Annotated in this window: 33 protein-coding genes; 29 read left to right on the forward strand and 4 right to left on the reverse strand. The window is 56.1% G+C overall.

All coding sequences use genetic code 11. The features are described 5' to 3' along the window. Positions 1–10: 10 nt before the first annotated feature. Genes fliN through motA form a run of 4 tightly spaced genes read right to left on the reverse strand, consistent with a single transcriptional unit; the run spans position 11 to position 2,667 of the window. Positions 11–364 carry a flagellar motor switch protein FliN gene (gene fliN, locus AB4Y96_RS21250; RefSeq protein WP_091885144.1) on the reverse strand — a complete coding sequence of 118 codons (354 nt, stop codon included), beginning with the start codon at positions 362–364 and terminating at the stop codon, positions 11–13. Positions 365–387: 23 nt separating this feature from the next. Further along, entirely contained in the window at positions 388–870 is a 483-nt protein-coding gene (locus AB4Y96_RS21255) for a BAB2_0123 family type IV secretion system effector (protein WP_441919699.1), read from the reverse strand. Beyond that, positions 851–1,789, reverse strand: a complete 939-nt coding sequence (locus AB4Y96_RS21260) for a FliM/FliN family flagellar motor switch protein (protein WP_441919700.1) — start codon at positions 1,787–1,789, stop codon at positions 851–853. The genes AB4Y96_RS21255 and AB4Y96_RS21260 overlap by 20 nt, the downstream gene beginning before the upstream one ends. A gap of 5 nt (positions 1,790–1,794) precedes the next feature. Next, a complete protein-coding gene (gene motA / locus AB4Y96_RS21265; RefSeq protein ID WP_091885139.1) occupies positions 1,795–2,667 on the reverse strand; it encodes a flagellar motor stator protein MotA in 873 nt (290 codons plus the stop codon). 162 nt (positions 2,668–2,829) lie between these two features. Here motA and AB4Y96_RS21270 point away from each other — a divergent pair, with 162 nt between their 5' ends. The 29 genes from AB4Y96_RS21270 (at position 2,830) to AB4Y96_RS21410 (ending at position 26,645) form a co-directional block, all read left to right on the forward strand. After that, a complete protein-coding gene (locus AB4Y96_RS21270) occupies positions 2,830–3,609 on the forward strand; it encodes a DUF1217 domain-containing protein (RefSeq protein ID WP_091885136.1) in 780 nt (259 codons plus the stop codon). Continuing rightward, the gene (flgF, locus tag AB4Y96_RS21275) at positions 3,606–4,331 is read left to right on the forward strand and encodes a flagellar basal-body rod protein FlgF (protein ID WP_091885133.1); all 726 of its coding nucleotides are present in this window, start codon (positions 3,606–3,608) and stop codon (positions 4,329–4,331) included. Before AB4Y96_RS21270 ends, flgF begins: the two co-directional genes overlap by 4 nt. Before the next feature lie 22 nt (positions 4,332–4,353). Continuing rightward, positions 4,354–5,730: a flagellar protein export ATPase FliI gene (gene fliI / locus AB4Y96_RS21280; protein ID WP_441919702.1), complete on the forward strand. Its 1,377-nt coding sequence runs from the start codon at positions 4,354–4,356 to the stop codon at positions 5,728–5,730. After that, positions 5,727–6,296, forward strand: coding sequence for a hypothetical protein (locus tag AB4Y96_RS21285; RefSeq protein ID WP_091885130.1), 570 nt, complete (start codon positions 5,727–5,729; stop codon positions 6,294–6,296). Before fliI ends, AB4Y96_RS21285 begins: the two co-directional genes overlap by 4 nt. A 114-nt stretch (positions 6,297–6,410) precedes the next feature. Beyond that, positions 6,411–6,791, forward strand: coding sequence for a flagellar basal body rod protein FlgB (gene flgB / locus AB4Y96_RS21290; protein ID WP_441919704.1), 381 nt, complete (start codon positions 6,411–6,413; stop codon positions 6,789–6,791). Positions 6,792–6,796: 5 nt separating this feature from the next. Next, on the forward strand, positions 6,797–7,216 hold the full coding sequence (flgC, locus tag AB4Y96_RS21295) for a flagellar basal body rod protein FlgC (RefSeq protein WP_441919706.1): 420 nt from the start codon (positions 6,797–6,799) through the stop codon (positions 7,214–7,216). Continuing rightward, complete coding sequence (locus tag AB4Y96_RS21300; protein WP_091885123.1) at positions 7,216–7,533, forward strand: flagellar hook-basal body complex protein FliE; 318 nt, start codon at positions 7,216–7,218, stop codon at positions 7,531–7,533. The genes flgC and AB4Y96_RS21300 overlap by 1 nt, the downstream gene beginning before the upstream one ends. A 9-nt stretch (positions 7,534–7,542) precedes the next feature. Beyond that, on the forward strand, positions 7,543–8,331 hold the full coding sequence (flgG, locus tag AB4Y96_RS21305) for a flagellar basal-body rod protein FlgG (RefSeq protein ID WP_441919708.1): 789 nt from the start codon (positions 7,543–7,545) through the stop codon (positions 8,329–8,331). 8 nt (positions 8,332–8,339) lie between these two features. Then, entirely contained in the window at positions 8,340–8,822 is a 483-nt protein-coding gene (flgA, locus tag AB4Y96_RS21310; protein ID WP_091885119.1) for a flagellar basal body P-ring formation chaperone FlgA, read from the forward strand. Then, complete coding sequence (locus AB4Y96_RS21315; RefSeq protein ID WP_441919710.1) at positions 8,819–10,039, forward strand: flagellar basal body P-ring protein FlgI; 1,221 nt, start codon at positions 8,819–8,821, stop codon at positions 10,037–10,039. Before flgA ends, AB4Y96_RS21315 begins: the two co-directional genes overlap by 4 nt. Further along, complete coding sequence (locus tag AB4Y96_RS21320; RefSeq protein WP_441919711.1) at positions 10,036–10,539, forward strand: MotE family protein; 504 nt, start codon at positions 10,036–10,038, stop codon at positions 10,537–10,539. The genes AB4Y96_RS21315 and AB4Y96_RS21320 overlap by 4 nt, the downstream gene beginning before the upstream one ends. Beyond that, positions 10,536–11,249, forward strand: coding sequence for a flagellar basal body L-ring protein FlgH (gene flgH / locus AB4Y96_RS21325; RefSeq protein ID WP_441919713.1), 714 nt, complete (start codon positions 10,536–10,538; stop codon positions 11,247–11,249). Before AB4Y96_RS21320 ends, flgH begins: the two co-directional genes overlap by 4 nt. Before the next feature lie 5 nt (positions 11,250–11,254). Beyond that, positions 11,255–11,743: a flagellar basal body-associated FliL family protein gene (locus AB4Y96_RS21330; RefSeq protein WP_441919715.1), complete on the forward strand. Its 489-nt coding sequence runs from the start codon at positions 11,255–11,257 to the stop codon at positions 11,741–11,743. Next, positions 11,740–12,477, forward strand: coding sequence for a flagellar type III secretion system pore protein FliP (gene fliP / locus AB4Y96_RS21335; protein WP_441919717.1), 738 nt, complete (start codon positions 11,740–11,742; stop codon positions 12,475–12,477). Before AB4Y96_RS21330 ends, fliP begins: the two co-directional genes overlap by 4 nt. Before the next feature lie 167 nt (positions 12,478–12,644). Continuing rightward, positions 12,645–13,595: a flagellin N-terminal helical domain-containing protein gene (locus AB4Y96_RS21340; protein WP_091885104.1), complete on the forward strand. Its 951-nt coding sequence runs from the start codon at positions 12,645–12,647 to the stop codon at positions 13,593–13,595. A gap of 125 nt (positions 13,596–13,720) precedes the next feature. Continuing rightward, positions 13,721–15,367, forward strand: a complete 1,647-nt coding sequence (gene fliF, locus AB4Y96_RS21345) for a flagellar basal-body MS-ring/collar protein FliF (protein WP_441919719.1) — start codon at positions 13,721–13,723, stop codon at positions 15,365–15,367. Position 15,368: 1 nt separating this feature from the next. Beyond that, positions 15,369–16,022 (forward strand): hypothetical protein, encoded by a 654-nt coding sequence (locus AB4Y96_RS21350; RefSeq protein ID WP_441919720.1) that lies wholly within the window; start codon positions 15,369–15,371, stop codon positions 16,020–16,022. Next, positions 16,019–17,278 (forward strand): MotB family protein, encoded by a 1,260-nt coding sequence (locus AB4Y96_RS21355; protein WP_441919722.1) that lies wholly within the window; start codon positions 16,019–16,021, stop codon positions 17,276–17,278. Before AB4Y96_RS21350 ends, AB4Y96_RS21355 begins: the two co-directional genes overlap by 4 nt. Next, the gene (locus AB4Y96_RS21360; RefSeq protein WP_441919724.1) at positions 17,275–18,486 is read left to right on the forward strand and encodes a chemotaxis protein; all 1,212 of its coding nucleotides are present in this window, start codon (positions 17,275–17,277) and stop codon (positions 18,484–18,486) included. The genes AB4Y96_RS21355 and AB4Y96_RS21360 overlap by 4 nt, the downstream gene beginning before the upstream one ends. Continuing rightward, entirely contained in the window at positions 18,483–19,724 is a 1,242-nt protein-coding gene (locus AB4Y96_RS21365; RefSeq protein WP_441919725.1) for a flagellar hook-length control protein FliK, read from the forward strand. The genes AB4Y96_RS21360 and AB4Y96_RS21365 overlap by 4 nt, the downstream gene beginning before the upstream one ends. Continuing rightward, positions 19,657–20,247 (forward strand): transglycosylase SLT domain-containing protein, encoded by a 591-nt coding sequence (locus AB4Y96_RS21370; protein WP_441919727.1) that lies wholly within the window; start codon positions 19,657–19,659, stop codon positions 20,245–20,247. Before AB4Y96_RS21365 ends, AB4Y96_RS21370 begins: the two co-directional genes overlap by 68 nt. Before the next feature lie 239 nt (positions 20,248–20,486). Then, positions 20,487–21,158: a flagellar transcriptional regulator FtcR gene (ftcR, locus tag AB4Y96_RS21375; protein WP_091885085.1), complete on the forward strand. Its 672-nt coding sequence runs from the start codon at positions 20,487–20,489 to the stop codon at positions 21,156–21,158. A gap of 128 nt (positions 21,159–21,286) precedes the next feature. Further along, entirely contained in the window at positions 21,287–22,573 is a 1,287-nt protein-coding gene (locus AB4Y96_RS21380; protein WP_091885083.1) for a flagellar hook protein FlgE, read from the forward strand. 28 nt (positions 22,574–22,601) lie between these two features. Beyond that, on the forward strand, positions 22,602–24,074 hold the full coding sequence (flgK, locus tag AB4Y96_RS21385) for a flagellar hook-associated protein FlgK (protein WP_091885080.1): 1,473 nt from the start codon (positions 22,602–22,604) through the stop codon (positions 24,072–24,074). A gap of 2 nt (positions 24,075–24,076) precedes the next feature. After that, positions 24,077–25,126, forward strand: coding sequence for a flagellar hook-associated family protein (locus AB4Y96_RS21390; RefSeq protein WP_441919730.1), 1,050 nt, complete (start codon positions 24,077–24,079; stop codon positions 25,124–25,126). 51 nt (positions 25,127–25,177) lie between these two features. After that, on the forward strand, positions 25,178–25,522 hold the full coding sequence (gene flaF, locus AB4Y96_RS21395) for a flagellar biosynthesis regulator FlaF (RefSeq protein WP_091885075.1): 345 nt from the start codon (positions 25,178–25,180) through the stop codon (positions 25,520–25,522). A 4-nt stretch (positions 25,523–25,526) separates the two neighbouring features. Beyond that, on the forward strand, positions 25,527–25,967 hold the full coding sequence (gene flbT, locus AB4Y96_RS21400; RefSeq protein ID WP_112525478.1) for a flagellar biosynthesis repressor FlbT: 441 nt from the start codon (positions 25,527–25,529) through the stop codon (positions 25,965–25,967). Next, a complete protein-coding gene (flgD, locus tag AB4Y96_RS21405; RefSeq protein ID WP_441919732.1) occupies positions 25,964–26,362 on the forward strand; it encodes a flagellar hook assembly protein FlgD in 399 nt (132 codons plus the stop codon). The genes flbT and flgD overlap by 4 nt, the downstream gene beginning before the upstream one ends. Before the next feature lie 16 nt (positions 26,363–26,378). Beyond that, positions 26,379–26,645 carry a flagellar biosynthetic protein FliQ gene (locus tag AB4Y96_RS21410; RefSeq protein ID WP_091885068.1) on the forward strand — a complete coding sequence of 89 codons (267 nt, stop codon included), beginning with the start codon at positions 26,379–26,381 and terminating at the stop codon, positions 26,643–26,645. Positions 26,646–26,781 lie beyond the last annotated feature (136 nt).

Below are 26,781 nucleotides of genomic sequence, written 5' to 3' on the forward strand. Positions count from 1 at the left end.
GTTTGGGGTTTTAGCTGCCGCTGCCGATCACTTCGGTCAGGCTGACACCGAAGCGTGACGAGTCATCTTCAAGCACGATCACTTCACCGCGGGCAATCACCCGGCCATTGACGACGATATCAACTGGATCACCGATCTGCTTGTCGAGCGTCACGACAGCGCCGCGACCAAGCTTCATCAGATTGGCCACAGGCATGGACGTGCTGCCGAGTACAACCTGCACATCGACGGGGATGCCCATGATGAGATCAATATTGGGCTTTGATCCCGCAGGCTTGCGGTTCGGCTGCGGTTCATCGCGCTTGAGATCTTCAATTGCCTCGTTAAGCTCGTCTTCAATGGAATTCTTGTCGGAAATGGTCATGGGTGAATCCGGTTCAAACGGGGTTAAAGGACGGCATTTGCCACATCAGCACTGCGAACAATGCGATTGACGAAGACAGGCAGAGTTTTAGCTGGTGCGGCCGGTGCGCTGCGCGCTTCGACGGGAGCCGTTGGTGCTGGCTGCGCAACAAATGCAGGCGTAGCTGTCCGCTGGATGGCATCAACGGTTGGAAAAGGATGCACATTGTTCTTGAAGTCGTTCTTGACCCGCTCGACCAGATGAATGGCGCGGGTCATCTCCGAACGGGCACGATCGGAATCCTTGAGCTTGGCTTCAAGACGAACGCTTTCGTCGCGGCATGTTTCGCGCTCATTCTGCAGGAAGAGCAGCGCCTGCTCAAGGCTCCTGGCCGAGCCCGCCACCTGCTGCGCCATGGCGTGGCTCATCGCCGTCAAACGGTTGGCCTTGCGCAAAGCCACGAAGAAAACCGCGAGCCCCGTTGCTATCAGGGCAGCAGAAATGAGATTAGCCAGCAGCAAGCTCATCGAGCAGGTCCTCTTCTTCATTGATCGGATCGGTAATACGCACGGTGAACGCAGTGCCGGTTTTGCCCAGACGGCATTTGTACAGCGCCTGTTTGCCACTGCGCAGACGCACCTGATTGATCGCGTCTTTCGGCAATTGCAGAATCTGGCCGGGTTTCAACAGGGCAATCTGTTCAAGCGTCATTGAGCCCTGCTGGATGAAAGCTTCGATGTCGATATGCGCCCGGCTGACTTCGAGGCGCAGCTTCTTCGCCCATGTGGGGTCGGAATGATGTGCCGGTTGTTGTAGCATCCGCGCAATCGCATCCTGCATGGGGCGGAAGCTTGAACGCGGCATCATGATGATGATCTGGCCGCTATGACCGCCCACCTTGAGCAGCATGGTGCAGCAGATCATGCGCGTATCGTTGACGGTTGCCGTGGAAAAATGCGCAGCTTCCGTCAACTCAGCGATCTGGAACAGCGCTTCACCGCCGCTGGAAAACATATGATCCAGCGATGAGGTTACATCGGAGAAAATCTGCCGGGCTACACCGAGATCGACTGATGTCATTGGCCGGTGCGGCGGGTTATCCTGGCTCGCACCGGAGCCGAACAGTGCATCGATGCCACAATCGACAAAAGCGCGATCTGCTGCCAGCAGCAATCTTGATCCCCATTTGACAACCTGCACGGTTCCAATCAGGCCGGAGCGCAGCAATGTGCCTGATATGGCATCTTTCTCAATGGACTCCATACGCACGAACTCAGCCGAAATGGCCACATCGGTCTGGCTGGCTATTTTGCCGGCAAAAGTCGTCGCGAGATCGCGAAAGACAGTTTCGAGCGATTTAAGATCGTCAACCGACATGCCCGCAGCGCGCAGGATGCTTTCTGCCAGCACATCAGGTCTTTTCTGTTCTGCCTCGACGTCCATCATTCAGCCTATGCCGCTTGCTGTAGCGGGACGGTGGAGATCGTTTCCTGCTCGACCACATCGATGGATGGGCGGTCATAGGCCGAAATTGTCTTACGGCCATATTCAAGTGCGATCTGCGGCAATGCGCCATTCATATAGGCGAGCAGCGTCTGTTTGACGATCATATAGAGGCGGTTCTGCTTTTCGCGCGTTGTCTTGATTTTGGTGGCAATCGGCCCGACCACGCCATAGGAAAGAAAGATACCGGCAAAGGTGCCAACCAATGCAGCGCCAATCAGATGGCCCAGCACCTCCGGGGATTCATTCAGCGCGCCCATGGCCTTGATCACACCGAGCACAGCCGCAACGATGCCAAGGGCAGGGAGCGCTTCGGAAATACTGACCATCGCGTGATAGGGCTTGAGCTTGTCACGGGAAATCGTGTGGATTTCCTCGTCCATCAGCGCTTCGATCTCATGCGAGCGCGCATTGCCGATGATGATCAGGCGGCAGTAATCGCAAATGAACTGGGTAAGGTCGTGGTTTTTGAGGACGCTTGGAAAGGCCTGAAAGATCAGCGATTCATTGGGATTGTCGATGTGGACTTCCACCTCATTGCGCGATTTCGCGCGTAACTCGCGCATCAATGCATAGAGAACGCCAAGTACATCGAGATAATCGCGTTGTTTCGGCACCTTGTTGGTGAAGGCTTCCATACAGGCGCGGCCCGTGTCCTTGACCGCTGAAAACGGATTGGCAACGAGGAAAGTACCGAGTGCGGAACCGCCGATAATGACGAATTCCCATGGCTGCATGAGGACGCTGACGTGCCCGCCCATGGCAATGAAGCCGCCAAGGAGACACCCCATCGTTACTACAAGTCCAACAAGGATACCCAAAGCACTCTCCTGCAAATATTGCCAGCAATGGAGCACTATCAAGTCCGGCTTGCGTGAACCTTGCAGGCGGTGACAGGTTCACGATTGATCAGAAACAGGCGGACAGCTTCAGGCAAGCTTGATTTGGCACAGATAGGGAGAAGCTTTGGGAGTGCCGGTGCAATGATCAATACCATGACCAGCTACAAATTGATCTCGTCAGATTTGACGCGTTCGCTGACGCGCGTGGCCAAGGAGCCAGCGGTTCAGCGTGATACGGATTATTATCTGAAGAACATCGGCAAGGTGAAAACCATCGACGATTTCATGAAGGATGATCGTCTGTATAAATATGCCATGAAAGCCATGGGCCTTGAGGACATGAATTTCGCCAAGGCTTTTATTCGCAAAGTTCTGACTGAGGGTACAGGCAAGGACAGCTTTGCCAGCAAGCTGACCGACAAACGCTATCTCGAGTTTGCGACGACCTTTGATTTCGCCAAGCTTGGCGACAAGGCAACGAGCCAACCCGCTGTGCTCAAGCCTGTTACGGACAAATATGCCCGTCAGACTTTGGAGAAGGAAGCGGGTCAGGACAATGAAGGCGTGCGGCTTGCACTGTATTTTGCGCGGAAAGCTCCAACGATTACCAATGCTTATGAAATCCTCGGCGATAAGGCGCTGCTGAAGGTTTTCCAGACAACGTTCTCCATCCCGGCGCAAACGTCCAATATGGACATCGACCGGCAGGCCAAGATGGTTGAGGACAAGCTTGATCTGAAATCGCTCAAAGACCCGGCAAAACTTGAAAAATTCCTCACCCGTTTTACTGCCATGTACGAAATGAACAATCCTTCGACGGCAACCAGTATCCCGTCCATGCTTATTGGAGGGGATATGACGGTCGGCATCTCGCAGAGCATTCTGACAACCCTGCAATCGTTCAAGCTTGGCGGTCGCTGATGGAAAACTCGATCTATGTCGGCCTGTCGTCGCAGATATCGCTGGAACGCCGCCTTGATGCGCTGGCGCATAATGTTGCCAACATGTCGACGCCGGGTTTTCGCGCCACGGGCATGAAGTTTGAAACCATGGTCTCAAAGGCCGCGGAGGATTCAAGCTTCGTTTCTGCTGGCCAGAGTTACATCAAGACTGAAGCTGGCCCGATAACCCAGACCGGCAATCCGCTTGATATGGCGGCAAAGGGTGATGTCTGGTTCTCCATGCAAACACCGGCCGGACAGGTCTATACCCGTGACGGGCGTATGCAGATGTCGACGACAGGCGAGCTTCTGTCCGTCAAGGGCTATCCCATTCTTGATGCGGGTGGGCAGCCTTTGGTGATCGATCCGAATGGCGGTCCGCCGGAGATTTCCGCCGACGGCGCAGTCTATCAGAACAAGCGCCAACTCGGTTCGATCGGCCTGTTCACCATCAACCCCAATGCCAAACTGACCTATTTTGACAATTCCGCAGTTATTCCAAGTGTTGCGGCACAGCCGGTGCTCGACAATCCACATGCGGGTGTCATTCAGGGCGCCATTGAGGGGTCGAACGTCGATGCAATTGGCGAAATGACCCGGCTGATGAGCGTCACCCGCGCCTTCGAGCGGGTGGATGCGTTGCTGCGTGGCAATGAGGGCACATTCTCCGAGGCCATCAAGACGCTCGGATCGAAAAGCTGATGCCTGAGCGGGCCGGATAAGCATGCAGGACCTTGAAACAGCCTTACCAACAATGAGCAGCGGGACGGGAAGTCTCGAGGCGCTGGCCCGGCTTGTTTCGCAGGTCACCACATCTCCGGCTCCCGTTGCCATTGGCGGCTATGTCAACGAGGTCTCACGTTCGGCCATCGGTGTGCGCGGTATTTCCGAACGCGCCCAGCTCGGGGACATGGTCACTATCCGCAGCGATAATCAATTGTACCCCGCAGAGGTGGTGCGGATCGGACAGGCACAGGTCCTCGTCAAACCTTTCGATGACCGGATCATGCCGTCGCTTGGAACACCGGTTTTTCCCGAGGGACCATTCCGTATTGCCCCCGCGCCCGATTGGAAGGGCAGGGTCATCAACGCGCTTGGCCTTCCACTTGACGATAAGGGATTGCTGACATCAGGCGATGATCCCAAGCCCGTCGATTGCGCGGCGCCGCTTGCGATGAACCGCAGCCGCGTTGAAACAGGTCTGCGCACTGGCGTGAACGTCGTTGATGTGTTTGCGCCCATGTGTTTTGGCCAGCGCATGGGCGTCTTTGCGGGATCGGGCGTTGGTAAATCCACGCTGCTTGCCATGATGACCAAGGCGACGGATTTTGACACCGTTGTGCTGGCTTTGACCGGAGAGCGCGGCCGCGAAGTGCGTGACATGCTTGAAGACACGATGGCTGGCAAGCTTGGCAAGACCATTACTGTTGTATCGACAGGCGATGAAAGCCCGATGATGCGGCGGCTTGCACCCAACACAGCAACAGCGATTGCCGAATATTTCCGCGATCGCGGTGACAATGTTCTTCTCATCGTTGATTCCATCACCCGCTTTGCCCATGCGGCGCGCGAAATCGCCATTGCAGCGGGCGAGCCGCCTGTTTCGCGTGGCTATCCACCCAGTGTATTCAGCCAGTTGCCGCGCCTGCTGGAGCGTGCGGGTCCCGGATCGTCGAATGGCGGGACAATCACCGGTATTTATGCGGTTCTGGTCGATGGCGATGATCACAATGATCCGGTGTCCGATGCCATTCGCGGCACGCTGGACGGGCATATTGTGCTTGACCGCTCCATTGCTGCGCAGGGACGGTTCCCGGCCATGGACATTCTCGGCTCCATATCGCGTTTGGCCCAGCACAATTGGTCGCCCGAACAGGGGAAGCTTGTCGCCAGTATGCGCGGACTGATCGCCCGTTTCGAGGAAACCCGCGATTTGCGCATGATCGGTGCCTATCAGGCGGGAAGCGATCCTTTGCTCGATCAGGCCGTCAATCTGGTTCCACGCATTTACGACGCTATGCAGCAGACACCGGCCACGCCGCTTTCGATGGATCCCTATAGCGATCTCGCCGCAGCGCTTCGGCCAAAGGAGGGGGCATGACAAAACAAAAACCCATAGACGCATCGCCGGCAAATGACGCGGCAGAAGTGCAGCCACGCCAGCGCGACAAGCGCTTTGATGGCTATATCAAGGGTGCGGGCTTTGTCCTTGCCACCATCTGCGCCATCCTGCCGTTTGTCATGTATTACGATATTCTGGAAGCACGTCCGAAGCCTGAACCAACCGGCAAAACCGTGCGCGATCCGCTCGACCGGACCAACCAGAAGGTCGTGCGCAAGAACAATGGCACCGAGGCTTCGCTGTCCAAGACAAGAGATGGTGCGCTTGATCCGATGATTACCGCAACCACATCCGCTTTGACAGGCGACCGGCTTGCCGGGATCAACGCTGCCAGCAAACAACCTTTTCCCGATAAACCGGTGTTTCTGGTGCGCGAAGTGGTGGGCGGTCTGGTGATGATCGAAGACAATACCGGGTACTGGTTTGTTGAAAAAGGATCGCCTCTGCCGGATGGAAGCACGCTTGTAGCCATTGAACGGGGCACGTCATCAGGTTCGTGGCAGATCAAGACATCCGACGGTGAAGTGATCAGCCGCACGAACTGAGCAAATGACTCATTGCGCGGTCAGAAGTTCCCAACCCGACCGCGCCGCAAGTCTCACGCAAGATTGACCACCTAGATTGGCATCAGTTGATTGGTTGGGGCGCGAGGCAGGCACATGCAGGGGATTCATCTGTTCGAATTGGCATCACGTCAGGCTGAGTGGCTGTCCGTGCGGCAGGCCGCGGTTGCTGGCAATGTCGCCAATGCCAATACGCCGGGCTTCAAGGCGCGCGATGTCGAGCCTTTCAAGGATGTGCTGGAGCAGACCCAGCTGACCATGGCGGCGACCAACTCCAAACACCTTGAAATCAACGCATCCGGTATCGCTGCGACTGCCCTGCGCAAGGATGATGTGACCGAGCAGAACCATTCGAAGAATACTGTCAGCCTTGAAGGCGAGATGGTCAAATCAGGCGAGATCAACCGTGAATTTGCCCTCAACACCAGCATCGTGAAAGCTTTTCACCGCATGATGCTATCGGCAGTGAAGGGCTGAACCAGATGTCCGATCCGCTACAGGCCGCTCTCAAAGTTGCCGCATCCGGCCTCAACGCTCAATCGACGCGTTTGCGCATTGTGTCCGAGAATTTGGCCAACGCCCAATCAACAGGCAAGACGGCCGGCAGTGATCCCTTTCGCCGCAAAACCGTATCCTTTGCCACCGAACTTGATCGCAACAGCGGCGTTGAAACCGTGCGCATCGCCGAGGTCGGCCACGACGTATCAGCCTTCACCGAAGAATATGATCCAAGCCATCCGGCTGCCGATGCCAAGGGCATGGTCAAATATCCCAACGTCAACATGGTTGTTGAAATGGCTGATATGCGTGAAGCCAACCGCTCCTATGAAGCCAATCTCCAGGTCGTCAAGCAAGCACGCGAGCTGATTGCCATGACCGTCGATCTCCTAAGGAATTCCTGATGATAGACCAGCTTCTCAGTGTTTCCACCCGCAACGCTCTTTCCAAGTTGTCGGAAACTGTCAACCAGACATCCATGCCGGGCGCATCTTCGCCTGCGGCAGCAACCGGCCAGCCTTCCTTCGACAATGTCCTGTCGCAGCTTAGCGGCAAGCTTCAAAATGCCGAGGCGGTTTCGCTCAAGAGCATGACCGGCGACGTGCCGACGCGCGATGTGGTCAACGCGGTCATGGATGCCGAAAAATCACTCCAGACGGCCATCGCCATCCGCGACAAGATCGTCCAGGCCTATCTCGAAATCAGCCGTATGCCGATTTAAGGAATCACAATGAAAGCGCTCACCATCGCGGCGACAGGCATGAATGCCCAGCAGCTCAATCTGGAAGTGATTGCCAACAACATCGCCAATATCAACACGACCGGGTTCAAGCGCGCAAAGGCTGAATTCTCGGATTTGCTGTATCAGACCGAGCGCAGTGCCGGTGTGCCCAATATGGCCAACCAGAACATCATCCCTGAAGGCGCGATGGTCGGGCTTGGCGTGCAGACATCGGCTGTTCGCAACCTGCATCTTCAGGGCGGCCTCAACCAGACGGGAAATCCGTTTGATGTGGCGCTGAAGGGGCGCGGCTGGTTCCAGATTCAGAACACCGCCGGTGAAATACTCTATACCCGCGCCGGTGCGTTCAATACCAATGCAACGGGGCAGCTGGTGACATTGAACGGCAATCTGGTCGAGCCCAATATTGTCGTGCCGACGGATGCTCTGGAGGTCACGATCAGCGAGTCCGGTCAGGTTTTTGCAAAACTGTCTAACCAGACACCACCTGTTAATCTGGGCGAGCTGACCATTGCCAATTTTGCCAATGAGGCCGGTCTCGAACCGCTCGGCGACAATCTCTATAAGCAGACCGATGCATCGGGCGATCCGGTTGTTGGTGTCCCCGGTGATCCGGGTTTTGCCACGCTGAAGCAAGCCTATCTGGAAAACTCCAACGTCGATCCGGTCAAGGAAATCACCGATCTGATCACGGCCCAGCGTGCCTATGAAATGAATTCGAAAGTCATTCAGGCAGCCGATGAAATGGCGTCTGTTGTATCGAAGAACCTGCGCTGAGGATAATGATGACGGCGGCAAAGATCATTGGAAACTGGACCATTCGCGTGCTGGCACTTTGCCTGTGCGCGCTGGTCTTTTCCGTTGCCGCCCGCGCCGAACGCATTGCGTTTCTGGTGCCTTCGCAGATCATCTATCCCGGGCAGACCATCGGCAATGCCGGTTTGACCGAGAAGTATTTTACCATCCGTGCCAGTGCCGCCGCTCAATATGTCCTTTCATCAGACCAGCTCGTCGGCAAGATATCACGCCGCACATTGCTGCCGGGCCAGCCGATCCTTCTAACCGCAGTCAATGAGCCTGATATGGTCCAGCGCGGGGTTCCGGCGGTGCTTGTCTTCGATACGGGTGCGCTGGTGATCACGGCGCGGGGGACACCGCTGGAAGCAGGCCGTGTTGGCGATTTCATCAAGGTACGCAATCTCGATAGTGGCATCACCGTATCGGGCACCATCCTTGCGGACGGGCGCATTCAGGTGGGCATGCAATGATCAGGCGTTTCGCAATAGCCTTGCTTGCCTTCTTGGTAACGTCCGCGCTCCACGCGGGCGAATCCTCGCCCAAAGACAAGGGTTACAAGACCGTTGGGCAGGCACAGGCCGCCTGGCAGAAAGAGGTGGATGAGGGACGCTGGGGTGGCCCGGCCTCGCCTCTCGGTGATGGTGGCGCTATCGCCCGGCTCAAGGATATCGCCGCCATTCAGGGTGTACGCGAAAACCAGCTTGTCGGTTACGGTCTCGTTATCGGGCTGAATGGCTCAGGCGACAGTCTGCGCAATGCCCCGTTCACGGAACAATCAATGCGCGCCATGCTGGATAATCTCGGCATCAGCCCACCCGCTGGTACTTCGCGCGCCAAGAATATTGCAGCCGTTATCGTCACCGCCAATCTGCCGCCCTTTGCCGGGCGCGGATCGCGTATCGACGTGACGGTTTCCTCGCTTGGCGATGCGACATCGCTGTCGGGTGGCACACTCGTCATGACGCCATTGGCAGGTGCTGATGGGCAGGTCTATGCGGCGGCGCAGGGCAATATGATTGTTTCAGGCTTTACCGCTTCGGGCGATGCGGCAAAAGTCACGCAGGGCGTTCCCACCAGTGGCCGTATTCCCAATGGTGCTCTGGTTGAAAAAGAAGTTGCCGGTAATTTTGGTCAGGAGGGCGAGCTTGTCGTCGAGTTGCGTCAACCCGACTTTACAACCGTTGTTCGCATCACCGATACAATCAACGCCTTTGCCAAACGGCGCTACAATCAGCCGGTAGCAAAGGAGCGCGACGCAAAGTCCATCCGTCTGCGCAAGCCGAAGAACATGACAGCGGCCCGCTTTCTGGCTGAAATTGAAGGTCTGCCTGTACCAACCGATGAAGTTGCCCGCGTCGTTGTTGACGAGCGCACCGGAACGGTTGTCATTGGCGAGAAAGTCCGGATATCGCGTGTCGCCATCAGTCATGGCAGCCTGTCTGTTCGCGTAACCGAGACACCGACAGTCATTCAACCAGAGCCTTTCAGCGACGGCGTGACTGCCGTTGAACCGAACACGAATATTCAGGTTCAGCAGACTTCCAAACTTGGTGTTCTTGGCGGTACGGATCTCGAAAGTCTCGTCAAGGGCCTCAACCAGATCGGCGTGAAGCCGCAGGGTATCATTGCCATCCTCCAGGGCATCAAGACAGCGGGCGCATTGCACGCGGAACTGGTGGTCCAATGAGTATAGGTAGGAAAATCGGCTTCCTTGTCGTCGCAATGCTTGCCACGCCGTCCTTCGGTTGGGCGCAGGACGCGGCGCCCAAGGATGAGACCAGGCAGGAAATTGACCGCTATTGCACCAATATCACCGACAAGGCCACGGATGCGCGCTATGCCATGCAGACGCGGGAGCTTGAGCAGCTTCGGGCGGATATCGACAGTCGCATTCAGGAACTGGAAGCCAAGCGCAAGGAATATGAGGTCTGGCTGAAACGCCGTGATGAATTTATCGACAAGGCCGAGGATTCGCTTGTTGGCATCATTTCGAAGATGCGTCCAGACGCTGCCGCTGCGCAGATGGCGCTGATGGGCGATGAAGCCGCCGCGGCGTTGTTGTTGAAGCTCAATCCTCGTGTCTCCAGCGTTATCCTGAATGAAATGCCGCCGGAGAAATCCTCCCGGCTTGCTCGTGTGATCGTTGGATCGCGCGTGGTCACAAATAAAGAAAGAACCGCGCAATGAAAAAAGCGGCATCCATGCTTGCCATCGCCAGTGCCGTCATCCTTTCCGGATGTGCCGACAATTTTCGCGATTTGAACCGCGCACCGCAAATGTCGCCGGTGGGTGCTGGCGTCGGTCAGACGTTCAGTGTCTCCGATCCGTCCTACTATCCGACTCAGCCGCAGCCAAAGCGCTATTCTCTGTGGCAGGACCGTGCAGCTGGCTTCTTCCGTGATCCGCGCGCGACCAATCCGGGTGATGTGCTGACGGTCAGTATCGCGATCAACGAAGAAGCGAAATTTGACAATAAGAACAGCCGTTCCCGTGTTGCCTCTTCGGTCTATGGCGGTAAGGGCGATGTCAGCGGCAGTGGGTTTACCGCAGGCAATATCGGTGGAAATCTCGACCTGAATTCAGACAGCCGCACCAAGGGCGAAGGCAAGATCGAACGGTCGGAAAAGATCGTGCTGAAGGTTGCGGCCATTGTCACCAATATTCTGCCGAATGGCAATCTGGTCATCCGGGGTTCACAGGAAGTCCGCGTCAACTACGAGTTGCGTGTGCTGAATGTCGCTGGTGTTGTGCGCCCGCGTGACATTTCGGGCGACAACATTATTTCCTATGAGAAGATCGCCGAAGCGCGCATCTCCTATGGCGGTCGTGGCCGTCAGAGTGAAACACAACAACCCGCCTGGGGCCAGCAGGTCCTCGACACCGTGTCGCCGATCTGAATGATATGAGCACGCTCGCCGAAGACACAACACCTCAATCAAAAGCACCTTCCAGTGTGGCGCTGATTGCTGCGGTGGTGGTGCTGACCCTGATCGCGGCGGCTGGCGGCTGGTTTCTTGGCTCTCAGCTTGGGCTGAATGTCCCTGCGGGACAGAGCGCGGTACCCGGTGACAAGTCCCGTCCAGTGTCATCAGATATGCCATCAGGCACTGTCGTTGCGCTGAAGCCGATCCTCACCAATGTGAAAATCCCGCAGGATGTCTGGATCAGGCTGGAAGCGGGCGTTGTTGCCAAACCCGGCGAAAAAATATCCGACGAACTTGCAGCAACGATTGCCGGTGATTTCATGGCGTTCCTGCGAACCGTAAACCTCATGCAATTGCGCGGGGCGGCTGGGCTTGAATATCTGCGTATGGATCTGCAGGAGAGGGCGCGCATGCGCTCCGAAGGCAAGGTCGAGAAAGTCTATATCTGGGCATTGGTGATGGAATGAAACGACGTCTTCTCACACCGCTGCTGCTGCTTATTCTTGGCGGAACCGCCATGGCGCAAACGCCCTCGCTCCTTGATGGCTTGATCCCGCAGGGCAGCGCCTCCACCAGTGGTCAGATCATCCAGATGCTGGCGGTGCTCACGGTGCTTTCCATTGCGCCCGGCATTCTCATCATGGCGACTAGCTTCACCCGCTTTGCCATTGCCTTTTCCATGTTGCGTGCTGGCCTCGGCCTGCAAACAACGCCTGCCAATCTTGTCATGATCAGCCTTGCGCTGTTCATGACGTTCTATGTCATGGCTCCGGTGTTTGACCGGGCATGGCAGAATGGTGTGCAGCCGCTGGTCAATAACCAGATCACGCAGGATGTGGCGATCCGCGAAATCACCACGCCGTTCCGCGAATTCATGCTGCGGCAGGTGCGCGACAAGGATTTGCGGCTGTTCGAGGATCTGGCGGACGAATCTTTCCGCACCAAGGCCAATGAGGCCGTCGACATGCGTATTCTCGTTCCGGCGTTCATGATTTCCGAATTGCGCCGCGGCTTCGAAATCGGCTTTCTGATCCTTCTGCCATTTCTGGTGATTGATCTGATCGTTGCCACGCTCACCATGTCCATGGGTATGATGATGTTGCCGCCGACAGTGCTGTCCCTGCCGTTCAAAATTCTGTTTTTTGTGCTGATCGATGGCTGGAATATTCTGGTTGGCAGCCTGATACGTTCGTTTTCGTAACCATGCAGAAAAAATTAATCCTGAACGTTATTGAAACTGTAACACTTACGTCGTAGTCCTAACGTCCATAACAGGTGACCGCTTCGGTTACAGGCATCATGCCGCTCTGTTAAGTCGGTTTTAATCCGACATGTCCCCATCACATGTATCTTTTATAGGGGCTTTCCATGTCCAGCATTCTTACCAATGCGTCAGCAATGACTGCACTCCAGACTCTGTCTGTTACCAACAAGAATCTTGCTACTACACAGAACCGTATTGCTACGGGCCTGAAGATTTCCGAAGCTTCTGACAACGCCGCTTATTGGTCGATTGCTACAACCATGCGCTCAGACAATGGTGCAAACTCCGTTATTCAGGACGCTCTCGGTCTCGGCAGCGGCAAGGTTGATACCGCCTATGCTGCCTTGAACAAGGCCATCGACTCGGTCAACACGATCAAGAACCTGGTCCTGTCTTCCAAGAACGCCAGCGTTGACGACCGCAAGAAGAACCAGGAAGCGATCAATGCTGCGATCAGCGCCCTGAAGGAAAATGCAGGCGCTTCTTACGCCGGCTCCAACCTTCTCAGCACTGACTCAACCAATGATGCTGTTCCTGCAACTGCAAACTTCAGCGTTGTTGCTTCGTACAACCGCAATGCAACTACCGGTGCAGTTACAACCGGATCGATCGACGTTGCTCTGAAGAACACCCGCCTGATCGATACGCTTGCAACAGGCAAGACCGGCATTCTCGATAAGGAATTCGCCGTAACGCCAGCTGCGACCGGTGCAACCACCACTCAGACTTCGATCCTGACGATCGACGTTTCCGGTGCGACCATCGACAACAAGGCGCTCGACGATATCCTGACTGGTGTTGAAGCTGCTGTTAAAGGCCTTGCTTCCGGTGCTTCGCAGCTCGGTGCCGCCAAGAGCCGTATCGACACACAGAAGTCCTTCATCAGTGCCCTGTCCGACGCCGTTGATCGCGGTATTGGCTCGCTCGTTGATGCTGACATGAACAAGGAATCGGCTCGTCTGTCGGCTCTGCAGGTTCAGCAGCAGCTCGGCGTTCAGGCGCTGTCGATTGCCAATGCAAGCAACCAGAGCATCCAGCAGCTGTTCCGCGGCTAAGGGTGACGATCCTTCGGGATCAGTTCTGACTTGGGCCACGCCTCGTGCGTGGCCTTTTTCATTGGGGCTAACTTCGCGCAAGCTTCGACCTCTATGGTCGGATGACGCAAGCGTGGTGGGCATTAATGGAAAAGAATATCAGACAGTCTTTCGGGCAGTTTCTGGACGCCATGAAGAAGCTGGGTGCAAGGCGGCTCATCGGGCTCGCCGTTATTGGCATTACGCTGTTCAGCGCGATTCTTATTTCCAGTATTTACCTCAATCGCCCACAATATGAGACGCTCTATGTGGGTCTTAGCCGCGATGACGTCAACCGCATGGGCATGGCGCTGGGCGAAGCAGGTATACCCTTTGATGTGAAGTCTGACGGAACGTCAGTGCTTGTGCCGTTTGGCAAGGCGGATCAGGCCCGTATGTATCTGGCTGAAAAAGGCCTGCCGACCAGCAACAATGCCGGCTACGAGCTTTTCGATAATATGGGCTCGCTCGGTTTGACCTCGTTTATGCAGGAAATCACCCGGGTGCGTGCCTTGGAAGGCGAGATTTCCCGGACCATTCAGGCAATCCGTGGCATCAAGGCGGCGCGTGTTCATATCGTTTTGCCAGAGAAGGGCAGTTTCCGCCGTGGCGATCAGGCGCCGTCCGCTTCCGTGGTGATCCGTACAGAAGGCGGGTTCTCGATGGAATCGGCACAGTCGATCCGCCAGCTTGTCGCCGCTGCCGTTCCGCAGCTCACACCATCCGAAGTTACTGTGCTTGATACGAACGGTCGCCTGCTTGCATCAAAGGACGACGGTTCCAATGCCGGTGCCGTCATGTCGGCAACGCTGGAACAGAATGTATCGTCCTCCGTCGATGACAATATCCGCAAAGCGCTTGCGCCCTATCTGGGCATTGGTCATTTTCAAACCAGCGTTCAGGTGGCGCTTGATACGGATAAGCGCCAGACAAATGAGACCGTCTTCGATCCGGAATCACGCGTAGAACGTTCTGTGCGTGTTGTGCGTGAAAGCGGCGATTCGAAGAACTCAAAGAGCGACAACGCGACTGGCGTCGAACAGAATATTCCGCAGGAAGAAATCCAGAGCAAGAATGGTGACAACTCCACCGAGAAGACCGACAAGCGCGAAGAACTGACCAATTACGAGGTCAACTCCAAGACGATTTCGACCGTCAGCGACAGTTACCAGATCAAGCGCCTGTCGATTGCCGTTGTTATCGATCAGGCCCGGCTGCTTGCAACAGCAGGCGTCACACCCGTGCCTGACAAGTTCGTCGAACAGCAGATCGCCAAGATCACCGAGCTGGTGGCAACCGCCGCCGGTCTTGACCAGAAGCGGGGGGATGTCATCACCGTGACCGCGCTGAACTTCATGGAAGCAACCGACGAGCAGTTGCAACCAACCGCCACGCCGCTATCAGAGACCATTTTCCGGCAGGCGGGCAGCTTCGTCAACGCAGCGGCGCTGATCGTCGCTGTCGGTCTGATCCTGTGGTTTGGTGTGCGCCCGCTGATGCGCGAAATGGCCAAGCCCCAGGATGCGTTGCAATTGGTGGCGGGCACAGATGTCGCCGTGCCCGACTTCACCGCAACGTCGCGTCCGCAGCCGACCTTGGCAACCAATTCGGACCAGAGCTTGCCCTATGACGATCTGAGCGAGCTTCGGCGGCGCATGCGCGTTCCGGCGCAAAACCGGCTGGAACAGATGATCGAGATGGACGAAGAGCGCGTAGCGGCGATCCTGAAACAGTGGGTTCACGAGGCAGCTTGATATGGCACGATCTATCGCCAGCGTGCTTACAGATTTCACGCCAAAACACGTACCGGATGACCGGATCACGGTCTTTGCGGCCGCCACGCGCGAACGCGCCGAACCGTTCGACAGCGATGCTGCGCCTGAGGATGTTGTCGAACTCATCGATATCGAGCTGAAGATCAAGGAAACCTTTGAACTTGGCCGCGCCGAGGGTCAGTCCGAAGCCTCCGTGCTCTTTGAGGCTGAGAAGCTGCGGCTGGAACGCGATTTTCTGGAGCAATTGGCGGCGGCGGAAGCCGGGTTCATGCAGCGCATCGGCGACCGCATGTTTGAACAGCTGGCAGAGGGGCTCGCGGCTGTGTCGGCACAACTTTCCAGTAATCTTGCAACTGTACTTGCACCATTGGTTGAAAAGAATTTGCGAGAACGTGCCATCACCGGTTTCACAAGCGAAGTAGAGCGCCTGACCAAAGGGCTTGAAGGGGTGATGATTGACATATCAGGCCCGGCACATCTGATCGATCCCCTGCGCAATCGGTCTGATATCGATTTGATGCGGTTCACCTTCACGCAATCTGACCAATCGGAACTATCGATGAAGCTCGATGATGTGGTTGTCGAAACGCGGCTGGGCCGCCTGATTGAGGCGGTGAAGGACACAACCCGATGAATATTGATCCGGAAACCCGTCGTGAAATCATTATCGTTCGGCGTGGCCGCAATGATGGTGAAGACAGCCACCATGGCGGCGTCTGGAAGATTGCCTATGCGGATTTCATGACCGCGATGATGGCGTTCTTTCTGGTCATGTGGCTCATCAACGCGGCCAACGAAGAAACAAAAGCGGCGGTGGCGAGCTATTTCAATCCGGTCAAACTGATGGACAGGCAGGCAAGGCCCAAGGGCATCGAAGCCACCGACAATCAGGAAGGCAAGGTACGTTTCGAGCGCCCCAATTCCACCGATGCGGAAACGAAGAGCGCCCGCAACGAAAAGGATCAGCAATCCAAACCGGAGACGGAAGAGCGGCAGATTTTCAAAGACCCCTATGCCGTCCTTGCGGAAATAGCCACGGATTCCGGTGTCTTGCAGAACCGCTCGGCGAAGGGCGAGGGTGGTTCGAATGCTGCGGGTCCATCGACGGGCGCCGAGGGCGGAGATGCCTATCGCGATCCTTTCAATCCAAACTATTGGTCGACCCATGTGGAAGACGATCTCTTCCCGCTGACCGACAGTCCCGCTGTCCCGCCGCCTTCGCAGGAACAGTTGGAAAAGCGTGTGGCGGGCATTGAAGCCAAGACCGAAGCACAAGCGGGACCCGCTGATACAAAGACAATCGATCCGGCAAATGCCAAGCAGCAGGCGGAACAGCAGAAGGCTGAAAACGCGTCAACCAAACCTGTTGAAACTGCCGTCGCCGTTACTCCGGCAAAAGGCGATCAACAGCCGGATGCGGCGCAGCTTGCATCAGCGCGCGAACTTGCGGCAGAGATTTCCCAGAAGACGGGTGCTGCGGCTGATGAAAAGACGCCTGACATTACGGTGGTCCCCACCGACGACGGCGTGATGATCCAGCTGACTGACAAGGTTGACTACGGCATGTTTGCTATTGGATCGGCAAAGCCTGACAAGCGCGTCGTGCAGGTGCTTGATCAGATTGGCAAGATCATCGCCACCCGCAAGGGTGAAGTCATCATCAGCGGCCACACAGACGCGCGTCCTTTCAAGAGCGATAGCTATGACAATTGGCGTCTGTCATCGGCGCGCGCGCATATGGCTTATTACATGCTGACGCGAGGCGGACTTGACGCAAAGCGCATCCTGCGTGTGGAAGGTTATGCGGACCGCGATCCCAAAGTTCCTGCTGATCCCTATGCGGCGCAGAACCGGCGTATCGATATCTTTCTGAAAACGGCCAAGAGATGATGAAGGGCTTCCGTTTGCGATGGCTGCTGATCGGATTTATGGGCTTGCCGCTTGGCATTGCCCATGCCGATATGCCATCGCCGGAACCCTATCTGCTGGTGCGCTCGATGCGCATGCTGCAGGATCAGGTTGCCTCGGGAAAGCCCGAAGCCCTTCCCATGCTCAACCGGGTTCTGGGCCATATTGCCGGGCAGCTTGAAGCGGCCAGTCCTGATGTGTGGCAGAAGCCTGCCAATGCTTATGCCATCCTGATCTATCTCCTCAATGGCGGTAATCCGCAGGTTGTTCGCAATATCCTCACAACCACGAAACTTGAGAGTATCAGCCCCAAGCTTGTCGCTGGTTCACTTGCTTATGCGGATGGCAATCCTCTTGGCATTGTTGATAACTTCAGTGGCGAGTTACCGCCGGATATACCGAGCGAACTTGTCGCGTCGATCTCGCTGGTTACGGCGGCGCAGCTTGCGGCCATTGATGCGCCGACAGCCCTGAAGCGCCTTGACTATATCCGGCTCACCGCGCCGGGCACTTTGCTTGAGGAAGCGGCGCTCCGGCGCGGCTTGATGATGGCGGCCAATCTTGGCGACAAGGATAAGGTGAAGCTGCTGGCGCGCAATTATCTGCAGCGTTTTGCCCTGTCGCCCTATTCGGAGGATTTCTTCCGGCAACTGGTCGATGCGGTCATGGTGCTCAAAGGCAAGATCAGTAACGACGAAATAGAAGAAATAGCGTCGCTGGCATGGACCGGTGCCCGCCTGCCATTTTATCTGCGTATCGCCCGCGGTGCCATTGTTGTTGGTGATATGCCGCGCGCCCGCTTCATGTCGCAAAAAGCCGAGGCCCTCGCACAGTCACTCAAGGCTGACGATACGCAGGCGCGGCTTTATCTCGGCATCAGCAATGTCGGTACGGACAAGACCACCGATGCAGTGAGGATGCTGTCCGAATTGCCGAAAGACCGGCTGCATGAACGTGATGTGAAGCTCCTGGAAGCGGCGACGGCCATGGGTGGCAAAATTTTGGAGCAGCCTTCCGTCGTACCGGTGGAAACACCGCAGAAGAGCGTGGTGAAAGCGGGCGCTGCGACGACGGATACGAAGGTGAAGGTCGATACGCCGAAATCTGAGGCAACGATTGATCCGATGATCGATGAGACACGCAAGAAACTCGATGCCATAGACGCGCTTCTAGGGAAGGCCAAGAAATGACCATTGGACCTGATATGCCTCTCAGATCGCTGCAGGACGCCATTATCGGGGATACCGGCAAAGGGCATCGCCTTCCCGACAAAAAGAATGCCAAGGGCAAGGACGATGCGCCTGATTTCAAATCCATGCTGGAGGCAAAACCGCTGCGCTTGCCAACGGAGGCTGGTGCCGCGATCACCGATGATGATGTTTCTGAAATCAGGGATGAGCCAGAGACGAAAAAGGATAAGGACAAGGAACGGGCAAATGCCGGGCCATCGGTACAGGCACTGTTCGGCCAGTCCATTCTCGCCCTTGAACAGCTTTTGGACAGACAGAAACCGGCAGACGGTGAGCAGGCGCCGCATCAGGCAAAATCTGTTCGGGTGTTGGATTTTGATCCGAAGCTGATTGAAGACAGCTCTGCGGAACCGGCCGCGGCTGCTGGTGACGAGATAGTCCCGGCTCTGCCAAAGGCCGACAGGAAAGTTTCAATCCAATCCGGCGAAAAACCTGATGCAAAAGGCGCCGTAAGCGCTGAAGCCAAAGCCGAACCTGTCAGGTCTGACGCCCCTCCGCCTCAGGAGACCGAAACTCAATCCGTTGATGCCATCACACCCAAAGCGCGCACCAGTGCGAAGCAGGTGCCCGAACAGGCCGCGCCAACAGTGACCAATAATACTCCGTCGCCAGCGTCACCTATGCCATCTGCCGAGCCACGCACCAGCGCTGCCACCCCCGTCGCTGCTGCACCAGCATCACAGAACCGCCAGCCCATTGCCGATGTCCAGATCATCTCGGATCACAGCACGGGCGCTGCAAGAACGCTTGTGATCCAGTTGCAGCCAATTGAGTTGGGCACGGTTACCGCCCGACTGCGCCTGACCGGAGAGGGCATGCATATCCAGCTCATGGCGGAGAGCAAGGCGGCCGCAGAGCATCTTGCACGGGATCACGAAGCCCTTGGCAAGGCGTTGCAGAGGGCAGGGGTTGCCGATGATACATCGACGGTTACCATCTCTGTTGTCGATCGCAGCAGCCTTGTGGCCAACACCCAATCGAGCCAGCAAAGCACGACAGGGCAGGACCAGCAGATGGGTGGAAGAGCTGGCGGCCAAGCCAATTCCGGCTCACAGGGGACGCAGGGCGACCGCTCTTCTGGCCAGCAGCATTTTGGAGACAGCAGAGCCGATGAGCGTGACGACAGGGCTGCCAAAACTGTTCCGGATAACACTCTTTCTCGCGGCTTGGTTGTGTAGCGGCCTGTTTGCCGCGCAAGCCGTTCGCGCCGACAATCTTTGCGAACGGGAAATGCACCGTGCTTCGAGCAAATATAACATCCCGATCGGCATTCTCTATGCCGTTGGATTGACCGAAACCGGGCGTAAGGAGTCGCTGCAACCCTATGCCATGAACATTGAGGGCAAGGCGGTTTTCATGCCGTCAGCGGCAGCTGCAGTAGCCAAATTTAACGAAGCGCACGAGCAGGGCGCCAAGCTGATCGACCTCGGGTGCATGCAGATCAATCACTACTTTCACGCCAGCGCATTTCCTTCCGCGAACGCAATGCTGGACCCTGCAAGCAATGTGGATTACGCGGCGCGTTTTCTCAAACAGCTCCGGGCGCGGGAGGGCAACTGGACCATGGCCGTAGCACGCTATCATGCGGGCCCCAACAATGATCCGGCGCAGAAGCAATATGTTTGCCGGGTAATGGAAAATATGGTGGCTTCCGGCTTCGGAAACTGGACACAAAAAGCGCGAATGTTTTGCGATAAGTGAAGGCGTTAATGATCAGTAATAAAACGTGAATTTGTTCGCATGGTCATCTTTGGTTAAGATGTAGCCGGTAAACATTTGAGCGTGCGAGTCGTACCTCCGCTCGATCTCCGTTCTCCACCCGAAATCACTATTTCAGACTCCCAATAAATTGCAGTCAATTTGTTGGGGATTGTCGGCGAGTCACCGACCCCGCTAGGTGTGTGTTATTGGGGTTTTTTACTGATTCGGAAGGTGGGGTCGTGATTGTAGTCGTCGACGAACGAAGTCTGGTGACGAGTGGGTATTCGGCGTGGTTCGCCCGCGAGGGCATAACAACAACAGGGTTCGCTCCCGATGATTTCGGTGACTGGGTTTCTACCGTCCAGCAGAGCGATATTATGGCAGTGGAAGCGTTTCTCATAGGGGAATGTGCCAACCGCAGCCAGTTTCCCCACAAGATTCGTGAGCGCTGCTCGGCACCGGTTATCGCGGTTAACGACACGCAGTCGCTTGAAAACACGCTTGAACTGTTCCAGGCGGGTGTCGACGATGTGGTCCGCAAGCCGATGCATGTGCGCGAAATTCTGGCCCGTATCAATGCCATTCGCCGCCGTTACGGCAATGGCGATGTGGGCACGCAGGTGGGTCCTATCCGCGTCTTTTCCGATGGTCGCGATCCGCAGGTCAACGGCGTCGAATTCTCGCTGCCGCGCCGCGAGCGCCGCATTCTGGAATATCTCATTGCCAATCGTGGCCGCCGTCTGAACAAGGCGCAAATTTTTAGCGCGATCTACGGCATTTTCGACAGCGAAGTCGAGGAAAGTGTTGTCGAGAGCCACATCAGCAAGCTTCGCAAGAAACTGCGGGAACAGCTCGGTCACGATCCCATCGATTCCAAGCGTTTCCTTGGCTACTGCATCAATCTCGATTGACGCGCTGAACCGCTCCGCTGCTGGCGGGGCGGGTTCGATAAGATCGCACAAGGCATTCAAAGCGTCAGGTTCACGCAAGCATCGCAGGGTTACGATCCTGAACGGAATCATGGCGCAAGGAGACGGAAATGAGCCTCTATGGAATGATGCGGACGGGTGTATCGGGCATGAATGCCCAGGCCAACCGTCTGTCGACTGTATCCGACAATATCGCGAATTCCAGCACCACAGGCTACAAGCGGGCGAGCACGCAGTTTGCTTCGCTGGTTCTGCCAAGCTCCGGCGGCGCCTATAATTCCGGCGGCGTGGAAACGGTTGTCCGCCATCATATTTCTGACGACGGTTCGCTGCGCTTCACCACATCCTCGACCGACCTTGCGCTCAAGGGCAACGGTTTCTTCGTTGTTAATGATACAAACGGCACGCCGTACCTGACACGCGCCGGCTCCTTCGTTCCCGATGCGCAGGGCAATCTTGTCAATGCCGCCGGGTACTACCTGATGGGCAATCCGATTGTGAATGGCCAGACGAACGCTGTTATCAATGGCTATCAGGGTCTGGAGAAGATCAATATCAAGCAGAACGACCTTGTTGCCGATCCAAGCCGCAAGGGGACATTCACCGCAAATCTTCCTGCCGGTTCAGCCGTTATTGCGGCGGCAGACCTGCCGTCAAATGCAGCGGCCAACACAGCAGGAACCGCAAAATACACGGCCAAGACATCGCTGCAGAGTTTCGACAATCTCGGCAATCTGGTTGTCCTCGACGTCTACTTTACCAAGACGAGCGAAGATCCGGTCACCAAGAACGCCACCTGGGAAGCGACCGTTTACAACAAGGCGGATGCATCAGCCAGTGGAGGCTTTCCCTATTCCAAGCCTGCAATGAAGACGGAAACCTACAATTTTGATGGTGTGACCGGAAAGCTGACATCCACCGACAAGTCGCTTTCGGTCCAGATTCCCAATGGTCAGTTGCTCGAGATTGATCTGTCCGCGACCAAGCAGCTTGCGGGTGACTTTACCCCGATCGAAGCGAAGATTGACGGCAGCACGCCGAGCCCTATCGACAATGTTGATATTGCTGCCGACGGCACCGTTGTTGCCCGCTACAAGAACGGTGCGCAGCGTGCCATCTATCAGATCGCGTTGGCCGATGTTCCAAGCCCCGACAAGCTTCTGGTTCTGTCAGGCAATGTTTATTCGACCAGTGCGGAATCCGGCGATGTTCAGTTTGGCAAGCCCGGCAAGGGCAGTTTCGGCACGCTGACTTCGGGCGCGCTGGAGGAATCCAATGCGGACATCGCGCAGGAACTGACTGAGATGATTGAAGCGCAAAGAAGCTACACGGCCAATTCCAAGGTTTTCCAGACCGGTGCGGATTTGATGGACGTGCTGGTGAATCTGAAAAGGTAATACTCCAAATGGTGATTGGACCTAAGGCATGTCATTAACTTCGGCACTCCTTACCGCTCAGAGTGCTCTGACGACGACGTCGAAACAGACAGCGTTGGTATCCCGCAATATTGCGGGTGCCAACGATCCCAATTTTACGCGTCGTATTGGTTCAGTTGTCAGTGGTCCCAACGGATCAACCTATCTGTCGGTTCGCCGTTCGGCCGATGACGCGCTTCTTTCCAAATATATCGAGACCAACAGCCAGCTCGGAATGTCAGATACGCTGAAGAGCGGCCTCGACCGCTTGTCGGGCATCTATTCCGCCAATAATGCATCCGGTTCCCCAAGCGCTCTGCTGGGCGACCTGCGTGACTCGCTGCAGCAATATGCATCGCAGCCCGGCAATAATTCCGTTGGCGAAGCGGCCGTTTCCAAAGCCGTCAATCTCGCCAATGCCCTGAACAAGGGTTCGAACGAGATTCAGAAGCTGCGGCTGGATGCCGATAGCGACATCAATGATTCCGTCAAGAATATCAATTCGCTGCTGGCGAAGTTCGAGACGATCAATAACAAGGTGGTCAACGGAACGCGCTCCGGTGCTGACGTATCGGATTATCTCGACCAGCGCGACGGTCTGCTGAAGGAAATCTCCGGCGAGATCGGCATCACGACGATGGTGCGCGGCGACAATGATCTGGTCATTTTTGCCGAGTCCGGTGTCACCCTGTTCGAGGGATCACCGCGCAAGGTCGGCTTCACACCAACAAGTGCTTTCGCAGCGGGTACAACGGGCAATCAGGTCTATGTGGACGGCGTGCCGCTATCGCATGATACATTCCAGCAGCCATTCGGAACGGGCCGTTTGAGCGGTCTGTTGCAATTGCGTGATCAGACGGCACCTGCCTATCAGAACCAGCTAGATGAAGTGGCGCGCAGCCTTGTCAGCATGTTCGCCGAGAAGGATCAGAAAAACCCGCCGACACTGCCGAATGTTCCGGGCCTCTTCACCTATTCCGGTGCCCCGGGCATGCCTGCGGATGGCACGATTTCACCGGGTATTGCCGGAACCATCAAGGTTTCCTCCGCCTATATCCTGTCGGAAGGCGGCAGCCCGACGCTGCTGCGTGACGGCGGCACCAATCCAGCCAACCCGGACTATGTGCAGAACACCGGTGGATCGGCTGGCTATTCCGCACGTTTGCAGGGACTGATCGGGGCCATCAATGCGCCGCGCACTTACGACGCCAATGCGGGCATAAGCGGGCAGAAAAGCCTTCTGGATTATTCCGCCGCCTCGATCAGCTCGCTTGAAACCAAACGCAAATCTGTCACCGAGACCAACACCTATAATGGCGTGCTGGCATCGCGGGCAGAGGACGCCATTTCCAATGCATCCGGTGTGAACATCGATGTCGAGATGCAATCGATGCTCGAACTTGAACATTCCTATCAGGCGTCGGCGCGCATTTTGTCCGCCGTGGATGCCATGTTGAACGAACTCTTGAACGCGGTGAAATAGCGATGAAGACCCAGTCCATTTCATCCTACATGCTTGCCAATTCGACCCGGAACATTCTGGCGAAAGCACAGGCGGATCTTATCAAGGCAAAGGAAGAAGCCACGACAGGCTTTGTCTCCGATACGGGCCTTGCGCTTGGCAGCCGTACCGGCCAGTCGATTTCACTGCGCAAGGAATATGACCGGCTGACGGTCCTTACCGAGACCAACAATCTCATTGGCCAGCGCATGACGACCTCGCAGAATGCCCTTGGCAATCTCGTCAAGAACGCGACGGATTTTCTCGGCACGGTCACGGCCCTGCGCGGCTCGGCTGATGGTCATTCGGTTGCAGCTGATAAGGCCAAGAGCGGCTTGCAGACAACAACAGGCCTCGCCAATACCAACTATAATGGCGAGTATGTTTTTGCCGGTGTAAATACCGATGTGCAACCGATGGATGACTACTATGCCGCCGGTAATCCAGCACGGGCGGCGATCCAGACTGCTTTTCAGACCCAGTTCGGTTTTCCGATGAACGATCCGCAGGTGAAGAACATCACCGCCGATCAGATGAAGACCTTTCTCGATACGACCATGACGGCACAGTTCAGCGCGGGTTCGTGGTCCAATAATTGGTCGTCGGCGTCCGATACGCTGGTCAAGAGCCGGATTGCACCGACGGAACTGGCCGAGACGTCCGTCAGCGCCAACAATGCCGGCTTCCGGCAATTGGCCATGAGCTACACCATGGTGGCCGAACTTGGAAATATCGGTTTGAGCCAGGGTGCCTTTGATGCTGTCATGGACAAGGCAATTTCCACAACGAGCCAAAGCGTCTCGTCGCTGACGAGCGCCCAGTCCTTCCTTGGCGATGCGCAGGCCCGGACCAAGGATGCAACGGACCGTTTGATCGTGCAGATCAAGGTCCTCAACAGTTCGGTTCTCGATCTGGAGGCCGTTGACCCTTACGAGGCGGCCAACCGTGTGACCGCGCTGACAACCCAGATCGAGGCGTCCTATGCCCTGACTGTCAAGTTGCAGAGCCTGAGCCTGCTCAATTATCTGAAATAATCGCAACGTGCGCGGCTCGCGCGCCCGTTCACGTCGATACCGGAAAGACACATGTACCAGGCCCGATACAACGACATCATGGACGACGGCGCAGAGAGCGCCAAGGAGCGCGAACGCTCGCTGTTCGACCAGTCGATCCTGATGCTGGAGGAAGCGCGCGACGAGGGGGAATACTCCTTCAAAGCCATTGAGGCGGTGCATTTTACCTCCCGGCTCTGGGTGATTGTGATTGAGGATCTCGGCAGTCCCGAAAATGGCCTGCCGCAGCAATTGCGTGCCTCGTTGATTTCGATCGGTATTTATATTCTGAAAGAGCTTGAAGCTATCCGGCAGGGCAGTTCGGTCGATTATGATGGCATCATCGAGATCACCAGAACCATTCGTGACGGGATCTGACATCATGAAAATTACCCTGCGTGCCGGTGAAAAGGTCTATATCAACGGCGCTATTCTGAGTGCAGATCGAAAAGTCTCCCTCGAATTTCTCAATGACGTTACCTTCCTGCTTGAAAGTCATGTGCTGCAGGCAAGTGAAACGACTACGCCGCTGCGTCAGCTCTATTATGCGGCGCAGATCATGCTGATCAATCCGCTGATCAGGCATGAAGCAAACATCACCTTCAAGCGTATGCTGGGAAACCTGCTGGCAACGTTTGAAAACCAGCTGATGCTGAAGGAGCTGAAGCTGATCGATGAGATCGTCTGCAATGACCGGGTGTTCGAGGCACTCAAGGCCATACGTTCGCTCTATCCGCTGGAAGCACAAATTCTGTCCGGCGATCTGGACACCATCCATCCCACTCATTCGGACCAGCCAAACAGGCCGGAGGCAATCGCATGACCACTACCCCTCCCATCGGATCATCAACCGGCAACACACCGGACACGTCCAAAACGGGCGGTCCGAGTGTCGACTATCAATCCTTTCTCAAGCTGCTCGTCGCGCAGATGAAGAATCAGGACCCGACACAGCCCATGGACGGCACGCAATATGTGGCGCAGCTGGCGCAGTTCTCCAATGTTGAACAGTCGACATTGATGAACAAGAAACTGGATCAGATTCTGGCAAGCACTTCGCTGTCGCAGGCTGACGGCATTATCGGCAGGACTGTGACAAGCGCCGATGGCAAAGTCACCGGCGTGGTGGAATCGGTCAAGATCTACAGTGACGGTATGATTGCCAAGCTAAAGGGCGGTGCCGAATTGCCTGTTACCGCCGGCATCGTCATCAGTTGATCGCCAGCAGCCAATCATGAATGAGGCCGATGCACTCGACATCATCAACCAGGCGATCTGGACGGTGATTGTTGCTTCCGGCCCGGCGGTGGGCGCCGCCATGCTGGCGGGCGTCTGTATCGCGCTGTTTCAGGCCCTGACGCAAATCCAGGAAGTAACATTGACCTTCGTGCCGAAGATCATTGTTATTCTCGCCGTGCTTGCGCTGACAGCGCCTTTCGTCGGCTCGCAGATCAATACGCTCACCCTGCTGACGTATTCACGCATTGAAAAGGGTTTTTGAGCTTTCGCATTGCGGTAAATGAATCACCCCCCTCTGCCCTGTCGGGCATCTCCCCCACAAGGGGGGAGATCAGCCTTCAATACCATCTTGCACAATCTGCAACGTTTCCGGTTGTGCAAAGGCATTACTGTCAATG

The sequence above is a fragment of the Phyllobacterium sp. TAF24 genome, from assembly GCF_052113785.1.
Lineage (GTDB): Bacteria > Pseudomonadota > Alphaproteobacteria > Rhizobiales > Rhizobiaceae > Phyllobacterium.

Excerpts from the sequence above, each read along its gene's own strand:
- AB4Y96_RS21260 (WP_441919700.1), bottom strand. The coding sequence starts at position 1,789 with ATGATGGACGTCGAGGCAGAACAGAAAAGACCTGATGTGCTGGCAGAA.
- flbT (WP_112525478.1), top strand. The coding sequence starts at position 25,527 with ATGAAAATTACCCTGCGTGCCGGTGAAAAGGTCTATATCAACGGCGCT.
- AB4Y96_RS21370 (WP_441919727.1), top strand. The coding sequence starts at position 19,657 with ATGAGCGTGACGACAGGGCTGCCAAAACTGTTCCGGATAACACTCTTT.
- AB4Y96_RS21285 (WP_091885130.1), top strand. The coding sequence starts at position 5,727 with ATGACAAAACAAAAACCCATAGACGCATCGCCGGCAAATGACGCGGCA.
- AB4Y96_RS21270 (WP_091885136.1), top strand. The coding sequence starts at position 2,830 with ATGATCAATACCATGACCAGCTACAAATTGATCTCGTCAGATTTGACG.
- fliN (WP_091885144.1), bottom strand. The coding sequence starts at position 364 with ATGACCATTTCCGACAAGAATTCCATTGAAGACGAGCTTAACGAGGCA.
- flgH (WP_441919713.1), top strand. The coding sequence starts at position 10,536 with ATGAAAAAAGCGGCATCCATGCTTGCCATCGCCAGTGCCGTCATCCTT.
- AB4Y96_RS21360 (WP_441919724.1), top strand. The coding sequence starts at position 17,275 with ATGATGAAGGGCTTCCGTTTGCGATGGCTGCTGATCGGATTTATGGGC.
- flaF (WP_091885075.1), top strand. The coding sequence starts at position 25,178 with ATGTACCAGGCCCGATACAACGACATCATGGACGACGGCGCAGAGAGC.
- AB4Y96_RS21380 (WP_091885083.1), top strand. The coding sequence starts at position 21,287 with ATGAGCCTCTATGGAATGATGCGGACGGGTGTATCGGGCATGAATGCC.
- flgA (WP_091885119.1), top strand. The coding sequence starts at position 8,340 with ATGACGGCGGCAAAGATCATTGGAAACTGGACCATTCGCGTGCTGGCA.
- AB4Y96_RS21365 (WP_441919725.1), top strand. The coding sequence starts at position 18,483 with ATGACCATTGGACCTGATATGCCTCTCAGATCGCTGCAGGACGCCATT.
- AB4Y96_RS21355 (WP_441919722.1), top strand. The coding sequence starts at position 16,019 with ATGAATATTGATCCGGAAACCCGTCGTGAAATCATTATCGTTCGGCGT.
- AB4Y96_RS21410 (WP_091885068.1), top strand. The coding sequence starts at position 26,379 with ATGAATGAGGCCGATGCACTCGACATCATCAACCAGGCGATCTGGACG.
- AB4Y96_RS21320 (WP_441919711.1), top strand. The coding sequence starts at position 10,036 with ATGAGTATAGGTAGGAAAATCGGCTTCCTTGTCGTCGCAATGCTTGCC.
- AB4Y96_RS21350 (WP_441919720.1), top strand. The coding sequence starts at position 15,369 with ATGGCACGATCTATCGCCAGCGTGCTTACAGATTTCACGCCAAAACAC.
- flgD (WP_441919732.1), top strand. The coding sequence starts at position 25,964 with ATGACCACTACCCCTCCCATCGGATCATCAACCGGCAACACACCGGAC.
- AB4Y96_RS21255 (WP_441919699.1), bottom strand. The coding sequence starts at position 870 with ATGAGCTTGCTGCTGGCTAATCTCATTTCTGCTGCCCTGATAGCAACG.
- AB4Y96_RS21340 (WP_091885104.1), top strand. The coding sequence starts at position 12,645 with ATGTCCAGCATTCTTACCAATGCGTCAGCAATGACTGCACTCCAGACT.
- flgB (WP_441919704.1), top strand. The coding sequence starts at position 6,411 with ATGCAGGGGATTCATCTGTTCGAATTGGCATCACGTCAGGCTGAGTGG.
- flgC (WP_441919706.1), top strand. The coding sequence starts at position 6,797 with ATGTCCGATCCGCTACAGGCCGCTCTCAAAGTTGCCGCATCCGGCCTC.
- AB4Y96_RS21300 (WP_091885123.1), top strand. The coding sequence starts at position 7,216 with ATGATAGACCAGCTTCTCAGTGTTTCCACCCGCAACGCTCTTTCCAAG.
- AB4Y96_RS21390 (WP_441919730.1), top strand. The coding sequence starts at position 24,077 with ATGAAGACCCAGTCCATTTCATCCTACATGCTTGCCAATTCGACCCGG.
- fliF (WP_441919719.1), top strand. The coding sequence starts at position 13,721 with ATGGAAAAGAATATCAGACAGTCTTTCGGGCAGTTTCTGGACGCCATG.
- flgK (WP_091885080.1), top strand. The coding sequence starts at position 22,602 with ATGTCATTAACTTCGGCACTCCTTACCGCTCAGAGTGCTCTGACGACG.
- fliP (WP_441919717.1), top strand. The coding sequence starts at position 11,740 with ATGAAACGACGTCTTCTCACACCGCTGCTGCTGCTTATTCTTGGCGGA.
- fliI (WP_441919702.1), top strand. The coding sequence starts at position 4,354 with ATGCAGGACCTTGAAACAGCCTTACCAACAATGAGCAGCGGGACGGGA.
- AB4Y96_RS21330 (WP_441919715.1), top strand. The coding sequence starts at position 11,255 with ATGAGCACGCTCGCCGAAGACACAACACCTCAATCAAAAGCACCTTCC.
- AB4Y96_RS21315 (WP_441919710.1), top strand. The coding sequence starts at position 8,819 with ATGATCAGGCGTTTCGCAATAGCCTTGCTTGCCTTCTTGGTAACGTCC.
- flgG (WP_441919708.1), top strand. The coding sequence starts at position 7,543 with ATGAAAGCGCTCACCATCGCGGCGACAGGCATGAATGCCCAGCAGCTC.